This window comes from Caulobacter segnis, assembly GCF_003243465.1.
GTDB classification, from domain to species: Bacteria; Pseudomonadota; Alphaproteobacteria; order Caulobacterales; family Caulobacteraceae; genus Caulobacter; species Caulobacter segnis_A.
The window spans coordinates 1-14,855 of sequence record NZ_QFQZ01000100.1; the positions used below are offsets into that span (position 1 = coordinate 1).

A 14,855-nucleotide genomic window follows, 5' to 3' on the forward strand; every position below is an offset into this window, starting at 1 on the left:
TCCTTCGTCACTTCGACGAGACCAAAACCCTCCTCTAAACGGAACCCTCAATCTGTCTCATGGGCGCTGACGGCGGACAGCCGTGAAACAAGGCCACCCGGTAGTCCGACATCGTTGGCCGCCGATTTATGCCATCGGGTCGGATGCTGAGCTTGGCGCTGGTCAAAGGTCTGCTTCTCAGTGCTAAGCGGTGCGCCGAATTTTGACAGCGATGCTGCTGGACTTGTCGTAAGGCAAGGCGTTGCGTCTGTAGGAGATTATACTGTGCGAGCGTCCCGGCCGAAGATTTCTCCATTGTTGACGATTTCCGCCGCGCTGGGGCTGCTTTATGTCTTCCGAACGGTGCTCTGGCCCCTGGCGCTTGCGCTCGTGCTGACAATCCTTATCGGCGCTGTCACCCGTCGAATCCAAAGGGCTTTGCCGTGGGCGGGAAGGCGTACGATCTCGCTCGTCGCCGCCCTCTTCATCGGAGGGCTCGTTCTGGGCGCCATGTTGGTTGTGGTGGCCGGCGTGAACCAGATCGTCGCCGAGGCAGGGACCATCTACCGTCGTCTCAACGAGATGTTGGGTGGGATCCATTGGCCTGGCGTCGGGCCGCTTACCCTGGATGGTCTGGTCCGCCGAATGGACGTGGGGGCGGCGCTGGGCATGGCGGGCGCGAGCTTTCAGGCGGCGAGCGCTGGCCTGTCGCTGACGGCGCTCTACCTGATCTTCATCGTCGCCGGTGGCCGCGGCCTTGAAATGCGTCTGACCAAGATCGCCGCGTCACGTAGTTCCGATGCGCTGATCACCGTGCTGACGCGAAGCGTCCAAGGTGTGGAGGCCTATACTTACATCCAGACCATCACCGGTCTGATGATCGCCGTCGGGGCGTTCTTCGTCATGACCGTTGTCGGGCTCAAGAGCGCGCTCTTCTGGTCACTCGTCCTGTTCCTGTTCACCTATCTACCGGTGATCGGCGTGGTGCTCGGCAGCATCGGGCCAACCCTGTTCGCGCTGGTGCAGTTCCCGACCCTCGCGCCGGCGCTGCTGGTCCTGTGCGGCATTCAGGCCATCTCGTTCATCGTCGGCAATCTGGTGTTGCCCAAGATGCAGGCCGACAGCCAGAATATCGATCCAGCCGCCAGCCTGCTAGCCATCGGCGTATGGACCATCCTGTGGGGCCTGCCCGGGGCATTCCTGGGGATCCCCCTGACCCTGGCGCTGATGTACGCCCTGGCGCAGTACAAGAGCGTGGAGTGGATCGCCATTTTGATATCCAACGACGGTGATCCGCTGCCGCCCACGCCCAGCGGATCTCGGACCTAGTCGTGATCCGCCGCAGCTTCCGGCGGGCGTCGCTTGAGGATGAGCCCAGAGCCTAGCCGGCTCTTCTCGCCGGCTTCCGATCTGAATCGAACCGCGGCGAGGCATTGACGTTGTGCGTTTGAGCGCGATCAAACCGCGCGGTCGTGGCGGGCCTACTATGACCCCAACACGATCGGAGATCGCCATGCTCCCCCGACACCTTGCCTGGCTGGGCGCGAGCCTGGCCCTAGTCAGCCTGCTGGCCGTTTCGGCTTCGCCAGCCCTGGCGCGCGCTCCGGCGGCGCGACCCGCGCCGCCCAGTTCGGCCTCGGCGTCCGACCAGGCCACCGCGACGTTCCGGGGCGAAAGCCTGGCCCTGGTGATCGGCTATCACAGCGGGCGGGGGGTGCTGACCTTCCAAGGCCATCGCTACAACTTCGTGCTCAGCGGTTACAGCGCCTTGGGCTTGGGTGCCGAGCGGGTGGTCGGCACGGCGCAGATTCGTCATCTGACCTCGATCGACGATTTCCCGGGGCTATATGGGGCGACCGGGGCCAGCGGCGTGTTCATCGTCGGTGACGGCCACGTGGTGCTGCGTAACGCCAAGGGCGTGGAGATCGTGCTGCGGACGGAGAACCGCGGCCTCCAGCTCAATCTGGCGGCTGGCGGGGTTCGCGTGGACTTGCGGTGAATACGACGCGCCGGCCCCGTTGGCGAGCGGCGCCTCGCGGCGGCGCCGGGGACCAGGCGATCAGAGCCTCGGGCGTCAGGCCCACGCCGCCAGCGCGCGTCTGGCGATTAGGCGCGCAAATGCTGGCCGTTGTCGACGGGAATGACCGTGCCGGTGATGCGCCGGGCCGCATCGCTGACCAGAAACGCCGCCAGGGCGCCGACGTCGGCGATATCGACCAGCTGTCCCTTCGGGACCTGCGCGGCCGCCCGTTCCATCAGTTCATCGAAGCGATCTCTGCCGCTGGCCGCGCGCGTGGCGATGGGGCCCGGTGAGATGGCGTGCGCGCGGATTCCCTTCGGTCCCGGCTCCGCGGCCAGATAGCGTGTCGCGCTCTCGAGCGCCGCCTTGACCGGACCCATCAGGTTGTAGTGCTCGACCACGCGCTCGGAGCCGTAGAAGGTCACGCACAGCAGCGTGCCCCCGTCGGACATCAACGGCTCGGCCAGCTTGGCCATGCGCACGAAGCTGTGGCACGACACGTCCATTGCGGTCGCGAAGCCGGCCGCCGAACTATCGGTCACGCGGCCGTGCAGGTCGTCCCGCGGCGCGAACGCGATCGAGTGCAGCAGAAAGTCCAGGCCGCCCCAGCGCCGCCGAGTTTCCGCGAACAGAGCCTCCAGTTGTCCCGGTTCGCGAACGTCGCACGGGGCGGTCCATTCCACGCCGAGGCGATCGGCGACAGGCTGTACGAAGGGCTGGGCCTTTTCGTTGAGATAAGTCGCCGCCAGGCGGGCGCCGCATTGAGCGAAAGCCTGCGCGCAACCAGCGGCGATGCTGTGCTCGTTGGCGACGCCAAGGATGAGGCCGCGCTTGCTCGTAAGGTCCACCAGCGGCGTCATCGGGCCCCGTCCTGGAGGAGGGAGGCCGTATGCAGGGCGATCATGCGTTCCTCGTCGGTGGGGATGACCCACAGTTTGATTTTGCTGTCGGGCAGGCTGATGACCGGCTCGCCGCGGGCGTTGGCCGTCTCGCAGAGGCGCGCGCCCAGCCATTCCAGGCGCCGGCAGATTCGGGCCCGGACATCGGCGTGGTTCTCGCCAATGCCAGCGGTGAAAACCACCCCGTCCACGCCGCCGAGCGTGGCCGCCAGCGCGCCCATTTCCCGCGCCGCGCGCCAGCAGAACAGCTCGATGGCCTCCTGGGCTTCCGGGCGGTCACTGGCCGAGAGTGCGCGCATGTCGCTGGAGAGTTCGGAGACGCCGAGTAAGCCAGACTGCTTGTAGAGCAGGCTTTCGACTTGGTGCGCGGTCATGCCCACCTGCGTTTGCAGGTGCAGCACCACGCCCGGATCGATCGCGCCGCAACGCGTGCCCATCACCAGGCCGTCCAGGGCGGTGAAGCCCATGGTCGTGTCGACACTGCGCCCGCTGGCCATGGCGCACAGCGACGCACCGTTGCCCAGGTGCGCGACGATCACACGCCCCGCCGCCAACCCCGGATCGAGCTCCGCCAGGCGCTTGCTGATGTACTCGTAGGACAGGCCGTGGAAGCCATAGCGCCGAATGCCCTGGTCATGCAGGGCGCGGGGGATGGCGAACCTTGTGGCGATCCGCGGCCGGTCATGATGGAAGGCGGTGTCGAAGCAAGCGACCTGAGGCAGCCCCGGCGCCAGCTTGGCGATCGCGCTGATGGCGGCGAGATTGTGCGGTTGGTGGAGCGGCGCCAGGGCGTTGAAGCTCTCTAGCTTGCCCAGCAGCGCCTCATCGACAAGGCGCGGCACGGCGAAGTCGGGACCGCCATGGACGACGCGGTGGCCGATCGCGGCGATCTCGCGGCCGTCGAGGTGGATTCGCGCCCAATCGAACAGCCAGCTCAGAAGCTCGGCGTGGGTGAGGGCCTGGCCGTCTTTCCAGGTCTTCTGCTCGATCACCGTCCCGTCGACCGAGCGGATGGTCAGGATGGGCGCCATGCCGATGCGCTCGATCTTGCCGCCGCCAGAAAGGGTCGGGACGTGGTCCCGATCCAGGGTGAAGACCGCGAACTTGATGCTGGACGAGCCGGCGTTGAGGCTGACGACCGCGCTCATGCCGGTGCTCCGGTCAAGGCGCCGGCCAAGGGAGCGATCAGCGGGCCCGGCGCGGCCTTGGTCGCCGCGCGAGCCATCAGAACCGCCACCGCGCACGAGGCCAGGCGCGTGCGCAGGCTGTCGGCGCGGCTGGTCAGGATGATCGGCGCGCGCGCCCCCAGCACCACGCCTGCCGCGTCGGCGCCGCCCAGAAAGGTGAGTTGCTTGGCCAGCATGTTGCCGGCTTCCAGGTCGGGAACGACCAGGATGTCGGCGCGGCCCGCCACCGGCGAGACGATCCCCTTCTCGGCCGCCGCCGCTGGGCTGACGGCGTTGTCGAAAGCCAGGGGCCCATCGACGAGCGCGCCGGTGATCTGGCCGCGATCGGCCATCTTGCACAGCGCGGCCGCGTCCAGGGTGGTCGGCATGGCTGGGTTGACCGTCTCCACCGCCGACAGGATTGCCACCCTGGGTTCGGGGCGCCCCAACACATGGGCCAGGTCGATGGCGTTGCGGATGATGTCGGCCTTTTCCGCGAGCGTCGGGGCGATGTTGATCGCCGCGTCGGTGATGATCAGCGGCTCGGGATGGCCCGGCACGTCCATGACATAGGCGTGGCTGATCCGGCGCTCGGTGCGCAGCCCGTCGCGGGCGACGACCGCCCCCATCAGTTCGTCGGTGTGCAGCGAGCCCTTCATCAAGAGCGCCGCCTGGCCGCCGCGCACCAGGTCGACCGCCTTGGCCGCCGAGTCATGGCTGTGCAGGCTGGGAATGAGGCGCAAGGCGGCGATGTCCTTGCCGGCCGCCTGGGCCGCGGCGCGAACCCGGTCCTCGGGACCGAGCAGGATCGGTTCGATCAGTCCGGCCTCGGCGGCCTCGACCGCCGCGGCAAGAGCGGCGGCCGAGCAGGGATGGGCGACGGCGGTTAACAGGGGCGCGCCCCGGGCGGCCGCGATCAGGCGATTATAGTTGTCGTGATCGACCAGCCGCACGTCGGGCAGGGCGATGCGCGGGCGAAGCACCTTTTCGGTCGGCGCCCTGACCTCGGCCTGGCCGGTGATGACGGGTTGGGCATCCTGGTTCGCGCAAAGGCAGTCGAGGACTAGTATGTGCTTTTCTGGGCGCTTCTCGGTCACCGTGACCGTCACCGTGATGACATCGCCGACCCCGGCCGGGCGCACGAAGCGCAGGGATTGGCTTAGATAGATCGTCCCGGGGCCTGGCAGCAGCGTGCCAAGCACTGCCGAGATCAGGCCGCCGCCCCACATGCCGTGGGCGATCACGCGGCGAAAGACATCGCCCCGCGCGAACTCGGCGTCGAGGTGGGCGGGGTTCACGTCACCGGAGACGAGCGCGAAGAGCTGGATGTCCTCACGCGACAGGGTGCGCACCAGGCTGGCGCTGTCGCCGACCGCGATCTCGTCGAAGGTACGGTTCTCGATCATGTCCTTGTCGGTCATCGCTACTTCTCCAGCACGTAGGCGCCGGGAGCGTCGGCGATCGGCGCATAACCCTTGTCGACGGCTCCCAGAGGCGGAGGCGCGCCCGGCGCGCTTGAGCGGGCGTCGAGCCAGCGGCCCCATTGGGTCCACCACGAGCCCTGTTCCTCCGTCGCGCGGACCAGCCATTCCTCCGGGTCATAGGCCGGGCCATCGACCGGCCGGGTCAGCACCTGATAGCGCCGGTTCTTGCGTCCGGGCTCGGAGACGATGCCGGCGTTGTGGCCGCCGCTGGTCAGCACGAAGGTGATTTCCGCGCCGGTCAGCAAGTGGATTTTGTGGACCGACGTCCAGGGCGCGACGTGGTCGCGCTGCGTCCCGACGGCGAAGATCGGCGCGCGGATCGCCGACAGGGCGATGGTGCGGCCGTCGACCCGATACTTGCCCTCGGCCAGGTCGTCGTCGAGGAACAGCCGCGTCAGGTACTCACTGTGCATGGCGTAGGGCATGCGGGTGCCGTCGGCGTTCCAGGCCATCAGGTCGATCATCGGCTCGCGCTCGCCCATCAGGTAAGTCTGCAGGATGTGGGACCAGAGCAGGTCGTTGGAGCGCAGCATCTGGAACGCGCCGCCCATCTGGCGGCTATCGAGATAGCCGCGGCTCCACATCATGCTGTCCAAGAGGTCGAGCTGGGCCTCGTCGATGAACAGGCCAAGCTCGCCCGGTTCGCTGAACTCGGTCTGGGCCGCCAGCAGCGTCACGCTGGCCAGGCGCGTGTCGCCGTCGCGGGCCATAGCCGCGGCGGTGATCGACAGCAGCGTTCCGCCCAGGCAGTAGCCGGCCGCATGGATGTGCGTTGCGCCGGTGATGGCGGTGATCGCGTCGAGGGCGGCCATCGGCCCCAGCCGGCGATAAGCGTCCAGATCCAAGTCGCGGTCGTGACTGCCCGGGTTGAGCCAGGAGATCATGAAGACCGTGTAGCCCTGGTCCGTCAGCCAGCGAACCAGAGAGTTCCCCGGCGACAGATCCAGGATGTAGTACTTCATGATCCAGGCGGGCGTGATCAGCACCGGCTCTGGACGAACTTGGTCGGTGGTCGGCGCGTACTGGATCAGCTCGATCAGGCGGTTGCGATAGACGACCTTGCCCGGCGCCGTGGCGACGGTCTCACCGACCTTGAAGGCCTCGGTCCCGACGGGCGGCTCGCCCCGCGACTGTCGACGCAGGTCATCCACGAAATGATGGAAGCCATCTATGAGGCATTGGCCACCCGTCTCAGCGATCCGGCGCTGCAGCACCGGGTTGGTGGCGACGAAATTGGTGGGCGCCAGGAGATCCAGGACCTGCCGGGTGGCGAAGGCCATGATGTCTTCATGGTGCTTGGACACCCCGCTGACGCCGGTCGTGGCCGCGTGCCACCATTGCTGGTTCAGCAGAAAGGACTGGGCGATCAGGTTGAAAGGCGCTTGAGACCAGGCCGGGTCCGAAAAGCGCCGATCCTGTGGAAGCGGCTCGATCGCCGGCGCGGTCGCGGGGTCCTTGGCGCTACGCGCGACATAGTCTAGCAGCCTCAACTGCTTGCGCGCCACCTTTGCGTTCAGTTGCAGCAGCCTTCCGGGAGAGCGAAGCAGGTGAACGCCCCAGTCGGTCGCCGCCAGCAGCATGGTTGCGGGCGAAAGACCGTTCGTCATCTGGGCCGTGGCGGCGGCCGCGGCGCGATCCAGGGTTTCGGCGAAGCCGTCCAAGGGATCTGGCGCGGTCTCGGTGCTGGGCGTCGTCATGCTTTCGTCTCCACGAGCCTATTCGTCTTTACGGGGTGGGCTTGAGCTTGGACCGCTCTTGATCGCCGCGAACGGGGCAGGCGCCTGCAGAGCCGGCACGCCAGCCGCGAATGCATCTAGAACCTTAGCTAGGTGTCGCGCCTGAGCCTCGGGTTGATCCGATGGGATGAGCCCATGCAGCACCCTGATCCGGGCGGTGACGACGAGAAGGTCAAAGAGGCATTCGGCCATGACGTCGAGCCTATCCGGCGCTATCGCTCCGCTAGGCGCGCCTTCCTCGAGCAAGAATCTGAAGATGCCGATCAGAGGCTCTGTTCGCGGACGGGAGGTCTCCTCGATCAGCTCGGGACGCGCGTGGATGAGCTGTTCCATCAGGAGTGAGAAGTCACGGGCGCGGGGACTTAGCGCGACGTCGAGGCAAGCTTGGGCCGCGAAGAGGATTCTGTCGCGCGGATTGCCTGGTGGGATAGTCGCGGCGATGTCGGCGGCGACGGGGCTGCTGTCCAGATTTGCCACGGCGCGTAGCAGGCCGTCCTTGGACCCGTAGCGGGCGTAGAGTGTCCTCTTCGTGACGCCCGCCGAGGCGGCGATGCCTTCCATCGTCGCGCCGGCCCAGCCATGACGCACGAAGTGATCCAGCGCCGCGATAAGGATGCTGTCGTTCAGCAACCCGGCGGCGGCTTGGGAGGGGCGCCCGCCCTTGGCGAGGAGACGCGAGGACGGCGCATCGACGGTGGTTAGCGGCGGCTGGGTCATTTCGATCGGTCCTGTGAATGGACGCGCCCGCATCTTAGACGATCATCTAAAAGTATACCCATACGTATACATACAAGCTTTTGTGCGGGCGCGAAGGTTGTATGCTGCGGCGCAGTTGGCGTCGTGGAGGTTAAGGAGATGGCTAGCATCGCACTGGTCACGGGGGGGACGCGAGGCATCGGCGCGGCGATCGCCAAGTCCCTAAAACACGCGGGCTACGAGGTGGCGGCGATCTACCGGTCGGACGACGCGGCGGCTGAGCGGTTTGCCGCTGAAAACGGCGTTGAAGTCTTCAGGTGGAATGTCGCGGATGAGGGCGCTTGCCGGGAAGGTGTCGCCCAGGTCGAGGCAAAGCTCGGACCGGTCTCCATCCTCGTCAATAACGCCGGAATCACCCGTGATGGCATGTTCCACAAGATGAGCTGGGAACAATGGCGGGCCGTGCTGTCGACGAATCTGGACTCGATGTTCGCCATGACACGTCCGGTCATCGAGGGCATGCGCGAAAGGCGCTTCGGCCGGATCGTCAATCTGTCTTCGATCAATGGCCAGAAGGGGCAGATGGGGCAGGTCAACTACGCCGCCGCCAAGGCGGGCGTGATCGGCTTCACCAAGGCTCTGGCGCTCGAAAATGCTTCGCGAGGGATCACCGTCAACGCCGTCTGTCCCGGCTACATTGACACCGACATGGTCGCTTCGGTGCCCGAAGAGGCGCGCAAGGCGATCATCGCCGGGATCCCCGTAGGACGGCTGGGCAAGGCCGAGGAAATCGCCGACGCGGTGGCCTTTCTGGCTTCAGCGCGAGCCGGATTCTGCACAGGCTCGGTGCTCACGATCAATGGCGGGCAATACATCGCCAACGGCTGAGCAGGCTCACAGCTTGGCCTCTCAACCTTTCCAACCGTGGCTTAAGTCGTGGCTTAACTAGAGGGAATTCCGATGAGCTATCCGTTCGATCAACTCACCGCCCTGGCCAGCGCCAATCAGAAGCTGGCCCTGAAGTGCGCCAATATCGCGCGGGCCGCTGGCCAGCGTCAGTCCAAGATCGTCGCCAAGGCCTTCTTCACGGCCTCCGAACAGGCCGCCGAGGACAAGCCCGCGCCTTTGTCGTTCCCCATCCTGCCAGGCTACTCGCACGCCCTGGCCGAAGCCGAGGAATGCCGCCAAGTTTCGCTGAACGACACCAAGGCCGCCTTCGAGGAATGGCGCGCCAACGTCGAAGGACTGTTCTCGCCCGAGGCGGCGCAAAAGCAGTTCGCCAACGCCTACCAGGCTTGGTCCAAGGCCTTCCTCGCCCCCCTGGCGACGACCGCCGCCAGCGTGGCTGAGGCGGCCGAGCCCGCGGCCCGCGCCAAGGCCAAAGCCGCCGCCTAAGCGACGTCAGCGTTCGCCGACGACGGCCGCGCGGGCGACTGCGCGGCCGTCAATCGCTTTGATGAATGGAATGACCTGGCCGTCATGAGCTCGATCGATGAATGCGCGCGGCGCTGGCTGGGCTACCCCGGGCCTTGGAAGCGGGCGCTTGCCAGCGTTCTGATGGCGGGGATGTCCGCCTGCTCCCTAGCGCCGGACGGCCATCGGCCGCCGCTCCCCACACCGGCAAGCTATTCTGTCGCTTCCGCCGAAGGCGGGAGCATCGCCAGGATCGGTTGGCGGGACGTCTTTCGCGAGCCGGAGCTGCAGCATCTGATCGACACGGCGCTGGCCAACAATCGTGACGTCCGTATCGCGGCGGCGCGTGTCGCCGAGGCGCGGGCGGCCTGGCGGATCGACGGGGCTTCGCTCTATCCGCAACTCGACGCCGTGGCGACGGGCGCGCGGGGCCGCACGCTCTACAATCTGCCGCAGGTGGGCGTCTTGCCCGTCGATGTGCGCCAGGTCAGCGCCCAACTGAGCGCCAGCTGGGAGATCGACTTCTGGGGGCGGCTCGGCAATCTGCGCGACGCGGCCCGCTGGCGATATCTAGCCACTGAGGAGGCCCGGCGCGGGGTGGCCTCCCAGCTGATCGCCCAGGTCGCCAACGGCTATTTGCTCGAACGTGGCTATGAGGAGCGCGTGGCGCTGGCGCGTCATTCGATCGCCACGCGCGAGGACGCGCTGCGCATCATGAGGCGGCGCTACGAGATCGGCTCGGGCTCCAAGCTGGATATGACCCAGGCGCAAGCCCTGCTTGGACAGGCCAGGACGACGCTGCAGGGCCTGGAGCGGGATCGCGCCGTCAACCGCAACGCCCTGGCCCTGCTGGTCGGCGCACCGGTGGAGATCGCGCCGGGTTCACTCTCGCTGACGGAGGCGCCGGAGAACCTGTCGCCGCCGGCCGGCCTGCCGTCGGACCTGCTGGTCAACCGCCCCGACATTATCGCGGCCGAGCATCAGCTGCGCGCCGCCGAGGCCGATGTCGGCGCGGCTCGCGCCGCCTTCCTGCCCAATATTAGCCTGACGGGCGCCTATGGCGCGATGAGCGATGATCTGGACAGCCTGCTCTCGGGCGGAACTGAAGTGTGGAATTTCGCGCCGACGATCGCTGTTCCGCTGTTCAACGCCGGGCGCCTGAAAGGCAATCGCGACGTTGCGTTGGCGCGTCGCGAACAGGCGGTGGCCGAGTATGAACAGACCATCCAGTCGGCGTTCCGTGACGTGTCCGACGCCCTCGTGCGCCGCCAGCTGTTGCAACAACAAATCACGACGACGCGCGAGATCCTGGAAGCCCAGCGCGAACGCGCCCGCCTGGCCCAACTGCGCTTCGATAACGGGCGTTCGGCCTATCTGGAAGTTCTCGACGCCCAGCGAGATCTGTTCGACGCCGAGCAGGGGCTCGTCGAGCTGCGTCGGGCCGAACTGGCCAGCATCGTGTCGCTCTACGCCGCACTCGGCGGCGGCTTCGCGTCCAACCCGACTTTCGACACCCCCTCATCGGACGCCAACAAAGGGCAAAATCCATGACGCAAGCGACACGCAAGACCTGGATCGTCCGGGGCGCGATCGCCGTGGTGGTCGTCGCCGGCGGCTTCATGCTGTGGTCGACGTTGCAGCCCAAAGGACTGCCCGAGGGCATTGTCGCCGGTAACGGCCGGTTGGAGGCCGTCGAGATCGACATCGCGGCCAAGACGCCCGGACGTATCCGCGACATCGTCGCGGCCGAGGGCCAACTGGTGAAGGCCGGCGACGTCGTCGCGCTGATGGACACCGAGACCCTCAAGGCCCAGCTGGCGGAGGCGCAGGCTGGGTTGGCCCAGAGGGTCAACGCCGTGCAGATCGCCGAGACCCAGGTAGGCCAACGCCAGAGCGAATACGCCGCTGCGCTCGCCACCGTGCGTCAGCGCGAAGCGGAGCTGAACGCCGCGCGCAAGCGGCTGGCGCGGTCCGAAACCCTGGCGCGGGAAGGGGCCACGCCCGCTCAAGAGCGCGACGACAACCTTGCCGACGTCCAAGGTGCGGCGGCGACGGTCGAGGCCGCGCGCGCACAACTGGCGTCCTCGAAGGCTGGAATCGAGGCGGCTCGCGGTCAGGTTATAGGTGCGCGATCGAACGTCGACGCGGCTCGCGCGACCATCACCCGCATCGAAGCGGACATCAGCGACAGCGAACTGCGCGCGCCGCGCGGTGGTCGCATCCAGTACCGCGTGGCCCAGCCGGGCGAGGTCGTCGCCGGCGGTGGCCGGGTGATGAACCTGGTGGACCTGACCGACGTCTACATGACCTTCTTCCTGCCCGAGACCGTAGCCGGGCGGGTCGCCATCGGCAGCGAGGCCCGCATCGTGCTGGACGCCGCGCCTGACCGCATCATCCCGGCCAAGATCAGCTACGTGGCCGACGTCGCTCAGTTCACACCCAAGACCGTGGAGACCCAGAGCGAGCGCCAGAAGCTGATGTTCCGGTTGCGCGCCCAGATCGATCCGGCGCTGCTGGCGCGCCATGTGGCCCAGGTCAAGACCGGCCTGCCGGGCATGGCCTATGTGCGCATCGATCCCAAAGCGCCGTGGCCGGAGGATCTGGCCAAGGCGAAGAAGGACTAGGCGGATGTCCACCGAAAGCGCTCCGGGCGGGGAGCCAGTGGTCCGCGTCGCTGGCCTGCGCCAACGGTATGGTAAGACACAGGCGTTGCGGGGTCTCGACCTGGAGATCCCCCAAGGGCGGATGATCGGCCTGATCGGACCCGATGGAGTGGGCAAGTCCAGCCTGCTGTCGCTGATCGCCGGCGCCCGCGCCGCGCAGCACGGGACCGTGCGGGTGCTGGACGGCGACATGAGCGACCGCCGGCACCGCGAGGCGGTATGCCCGCGCATCGCCTACATGCCCCAGGGGCTGGGCAAGAACCTCTATCCAACCCTGTCGGCCGAAGAGAATCTGCAGTTCTTCGCTCGCCTGTTCGGCCACGGCGCGGCCGAGCGCCGCCGGCGCATCGACGACCTGACGCAAAGCACGGGCCTTTACCCCTTCTTGGCGCGGCCGGCCGGCAAATTGTCGGGCGGCATGAAACAGAAGCTGGGCCTGTGCTGCGCGTTGATCCACGACCCGGACCTGCTGATCCTGGACGAGCCGACGACCGGGGTCGATCCGCTGGCGCGTGCGCAGTTCTGGGACCTGATCGCCCGCATCCGACGCCAGCGCCCGGGTATGAGCGTCATCGTCGCCACCGCTTACATGGACGAGGCCCAGCGCTTCGACTGGCTGGTCGCCATGGATGACGGCGCGGTGCTGGCGACCGGCGCGCCGGACGAGATTCTGCGGCGCACGGGATGTTCGAACCTCGAAGCCGCCTTTGCCGAGCTGTTGCCGGAGGCGCGCAAGCGGGGCCATGCGCCGGTGGTGATCCCTACGCTGGAGACGGACGAGAACGACATCGCCATTGAGGCCCGGAACCTGACGATGCGCTTCGGCGATTTCGTCGCGGTCGATCGAGTCAATTTCCGCATCCGTCGCGGCGAGATCTTCGGCTTCCTGGGCTCCAATGGCTGCGGCAAGTCGACTACTATGAAGATGCTGACTGGCCTGTTGCAGGCCAGCGAGGGCCAGGCCTGGCTGTTCGGCCGCGAGGTCGATCCGCGCGACATCGCCACCCGTCGGCGCGTCGGTTATATGAGCCAGGCCTTTTCGCTCTATGGCGAACTGACCGTGCGCCAGAATCTGGAGTTGCACGCGCGGCTATTCAACGTGCCCGCTGGCGAGATCCCGGCCCGCGTCGCGGAGATGACCGAGCGGTTTGGCCTAGAGCGGGTGCTTGACGTGCTTCCCGAGCAGCTGCCGCTGGGCATTCGCCAGCGCCTGTCGCTCGCCGTGGCCATGGTCCACAAGCCCGAGCTGCTGATCCTGGACGAGCCGACCTCGGGCGTCGATCCGGTGGCGCGCGACGCCTTCTGGCGGCTGCTGGTCGAGCTGTCGCGGCGCGACAAGGTCACGATCTTCATCTCGACCCACTTCATGAACGAGGCCGAGCGCTGCGATCGCATGTCGATGATGCACGCCGGCAAGGTGCTGGACAGCGACGTTCCGGCCAGGCTGATCGAGAAGCGCGGCGCGGCCAGCCTGGAAGAAGCGTTCATCGACTATCTGGTCGAGGCCGGAGGGGCCGACGCCGAACCCGAGGTGATCGCGCCCGAGGCTCCGCAAGTGGTCGAAGCCCATGCCCAGGCCCATCGCGGCTTCAGCGTCCAACGCATGGTCAGCTACATCTGGCGCGAGACCCTGGAGCTGCAGCGCGATCCGGTGCGCGGAACCCTGGCCCTGCTGGGATCGGTGATCCTGATGCTGGTCATCGGCTTTGGGATCAGCCTGGACGTCAACAACCTGCGCTACGCGGTCTTGGACCGCGACCAGAGCCCGCTCAGCCAAAAATATCAGCTCGACATCTCCGGCTCACCCTACTTCATCGAGCAGGCGCCGATCCGCGACTATGACGACCTGGACCGCCGGATGCGCAACGGTGAGCTGTCCCTGGCCATCGAGATTCCCCCGGGCTTTGGTCGACACGTCCTGCGCGGCGAACCGGTTTCGATCGCCGCCCTGTTCGATGGGGCGATGCCGATGCGGGCCGAAACCGTCCAGGGCTACGTCCAGGGCATGCACCAGCACTGGTTGATGGAACAGGCCAAAGCCGCGGGTCTGGCGACGTCATCCTCGGTCTCGATCGAGAACCGCTTCCGCTACAATCCCGACGTCAAGAGCCTGCCCGCCATGGCGCCGGTGGTGATCCCGCTGCTGCTGCTGATGCTGCCGGCCATGCTGACGGCGCTGGCCGTGGTGCGCGAGAAGGAGACGGGCTCGATCATCAACCTCTACGTCACGCCGGTTACGCAAACGGAATTCCTGCTGGGCAAGCAGGTCCCCTATATCGTGCTGGCGATGATCAATTTCCTGGCCATGCTGCTCTTGGCAATCTTCGTCTTCAAGGTGCCCGTCACCGGCAGCCTTTCGACCCTGGTGCTGGGGGCCTTGCTGTGCTGCGTGATTGCTACGGGCATGGGCCTCTTGGCTTCCGCCGTCACCAACAGCCAGATCGCCGCTATGTTCCTGGCGATGGTCGGCACGCTGATCCCGACCACAATCTATGGCGGCATGCTCGATCCGGTCTCGTCGATGGAGGGCATGTCCCGAGTGATTGGCGAGATCTACCCGGCCAATCACCTGTTCACGATCAGCCGCGGTGTGTTCAACAAAGGACTGCGGTTCGACGATCTGGCGGAATCGTTCTGGCCCTTGATGATCGCCGCTCCGGCGATCATCGGCCTCTCGATTGTACTCCTCAAAAAGCAGGACCGCTGACCATGCGCCAGGCGTGTCCGCCGTCAGCGCCCATGAGACAGATTGAGGGTTCCGTTTAGAGGAGGGTTTTGGTCTCGTCGAAGTGACGAAGG

The 14,855-nt window shown here is 66.7% G+C and carries 12 protein-coding genes; 7 read left to right on the forward strand and 5 right to left on the reverse strand.

Annotation, left to right across the window (positions count from 1 at the left end):
- Nucleotides 1-297: 297 nt before the first annotated feature.
- Together DI526_RS21065 and DI526_RS21070 are read left to right on the forward strand one after the other, a co-directional pair.
- Entirely contained in the window at nt 298-1,308 is a 1,011-nt protein-coding gene (locus tag DI526_RS21065; protein ID WP_304282226.1) for an AI-2E family transporter, read from the forward strand.
- 184 nt (nt 1,309-1,492) lie between these two features.
- Nucleotides 1,493-1,978 carry a hypothetical protein gene (locus tag DI526_RS21070; RefSeq protein WP_304282228.1) on the forward strand — a complete coding sequence of 162 codons (486 nt, stop codon included), beginning with the start codon at nt 1,493-1,495 and terminating at the stop codon, nt 1,976-1,978.
- A 107-nt stretch (nt 1,979-2,085) separates the two neighbouring features.
- On the opposite strand, the gene fabI is transcribed toward DI526_RS21070, so the two are convergent.
- From fabI to DI526_RS21095, 5 genes are read right to left on the reverse strand one after another with little or no spacing between them, the layout of a single operon-like run.
- Entirely contained in the window at nt 2,086-2,859 is a 774-nt protein-coding gene (fabI, locus tag DI526_RS21075; RefSeq protein WP_304282230.1) for an enoyl-ACP reductase FabI, read from the reverse strand.
- Entirely contained in the window at nt 2,856-4,046 is a 1,191-nt protein-coding gene (locus tag DI526_RS21080; protein ID WP_304282233.1) for an acetate/propionate family kinase, read from the reverse strand. The genes fabI and DI526_RS21080 overlap by 4 nt, the downstream gene beginning before the upstream one ends.
- Nucleotides 4,043-5,485, reverse strand: coding sequence for a bifunctional enoyl-CoA hydratase/phosphate acetyltransferase (locus DI526_RS21085; RefSeq protein WP_304282235.1), 1,443 nt, complete (start codon nt 5,483-5,485; stop codon nt 4,043-4,045). Before DI526_RS21085 ends, DI526_RS21080 begins: the two co-directional genes overlap by 4 nt.
- 2 nt (nt 5,486-5,487) lie before the next feature.
- Nucleotides 5,488-7,245 carry an alpha/beta hydrolase gene (locus DI526_RS21090; protein ID WP_304282237.1) on the reverse strand — a complete coding sequence of 586 codons (1,758 nt, stop codon included), beginning with the start codon at nt 7,243-7,245 and terminating at the stop codon, nt 5,488-5,490.
- 18 nt (nt 7,246-7,263) lie between these two features.
- A complete protein-coding gene (locus DI526_RS21095) occupies nt 7,264-8,001 on the reverse strand; it encodes a TetR/AcrR family transcriptional regulator (protein ID WP_304282240.1) in 738 nt (245 codons plus the stop codon).
- 138 nt (nt 8,002-8,139) lie between these two features.
- Here DI526_RS21095 and phbB point away from each other — a divergent pair, with 138 nt between their 5' ends.
- The 5 genes from phbB (at nt 8,140) to rbbA (ending at nt 14,763) form a co-directional block, all read left to right on the forward strand.
- Nucleotides 8,140-8,868, forward strand: a complete 729-nt coding sequence (gene phbB / locus DI526_RS21100) for an acetoacetyl-CoA reductase (protein ID WP_304282253.1) — start codon at nt 8,140-8,142, stop codon at nt 8,866-8,868.
- Between the two features lie 72 nt (nt 8,869-8,940).
- A complete protein-coding gene (locus DI526_RS21105; RefSeq protein ID WP_304282243.1) occupies nt 8,941-9,375 on the forward strand; it encodes a hypothetical protein in 435 nt (144 codons plus the stop codon).
- 84 nt (nt 9,376-9,459) lie between these two features.
- On the forward strand, nt 9,460-10,944 hold the full coding sequence (locus tag DI526_RS21110; RefSeq protein WP_304282247.1) for an efflux transporter outer membrane subunit: 1,485 nt from the start codon (nt 9,460-9,462) through the stop codon (nt 10,942-10,944).
- The gene (locus DI526_RS21115; RefSeq protein ID WP_304282249.1) at nt 10,941-12,017 is read left to right on the forward strand and encodes an HlyD family secretion protein; all 1,077 of its coding nucleotides are present in this window, start codon (nt 10,941-10,943) and stop codon (nt 12,015-12,017) included. Before DI526_RS21110 ends, DI526_RS21115 begins: the two co-directional genes overlap by 4 nt.
- A 4-nt stretch (nt 12,018-12,021) precedes the next feature.
- Entirely contained in the window at nt 12,022-14,763 is a 2,742-nt protein-coding gene (rbbA, locus tag DI526_RS21120) for a ribosome-associated ATPase/putative transporter RbbA (protein ID WP_304282251.1), read from the forward strand.
- Nucleotides 14,764-14,855 lie beyond the last annotated feature (92 nt).